We start from the raw sequence: 673 nt of genomic DNA, 5'->3' as shown, positions 1-673 counted from the left end.
CTTTTTTAGCAATGAAACAACACACCAGTTTCGAATTAATCAGGCTATCCAAGCAAACAGCAGATGCCCGAATGCGTTTGCGATTATTGGCCGTAGCACACTTTCTTGAGGGAGCGAATAGAACTCAAGTCGCTGCTATGACCAAGGTCAGTCGTCGGATTGTGAATCAATGGATCAGCAATTATTTAAGCCAAGGTCTAAGTGGTATTGAGAGTAAAAAGTCTTCAGGCAGACCACCGCGATTAACAGACGAGCAAGCCAAACAGTTAACCCTGATGTTGACAGAGGCTGCCAAATCAGAGGCCGGTGGTAGACTCACTGGTCAAGATATACGACGCTATATATTGAGCGAGTTTGGTATTTCGTTTCACCTCAATCACGTCTATAAAATACTTTATAAACTCGGATTTAGCTGGCTTTCTAGCCGTTCTAAACATCCGAAACAAGATGTTGAAGTCATGGAGGCTTTTAAAAAACTTCCCCTTGTCAACGATCGTTGACATCCCTGTTTTTGTGTCGCCGGCTGATGTAGATATCTGGTTTCAAGATGAGGCGCGTATTGGTCAGCAAAATACCACCACCAAACTTTGGGCTGAAAAAGGTACCCGTCCGCTCGCAGTGAGGCAACAGCAATTCGAGTATGTCCATCTTTTTGGTGCGGTTTGTCCGAGAA

At 44.6% G+C, this 673-nt stretch carries 1 protein-coding gene and 1 pseudogene; both read left to right on the top strand.

Annotation, left to right across the window (positions count from 1 at the left end; genetic code table 11):
• Window positions 1–500: IS630 family transposase (locus tag IEW93_RS21910; RefSeq protein ID WP_188741292.1), on the top strand; the 500-nt coding region annotated here is incomplete at its 5' end.
• Window positions 484–673, top strand: a pseudogene (locus IEW93_RS22215) (IS630 family transposase); the annotation flags it as partial. The gene IEW93_RS21910 and the pseudogene IEW93_RS22215, both read left to right, overlap by 17 nt.

Origin of the sequence: Shewanella inventionis, assembly GCF_014641855.1 — a bacterium.
GTDB classification, from domain to species: Bacteria; Pseudomonadota; Gammaproteobacteria; order Enterobacterales; family Shewanellaceae; genus Shewanella; species Shewanella inventionis.
The sequence above is the reverse complement of the archived record's forward strand: the minus strand, read 5'-3'. Positions and strand labels throughout refer to the sequence as shown.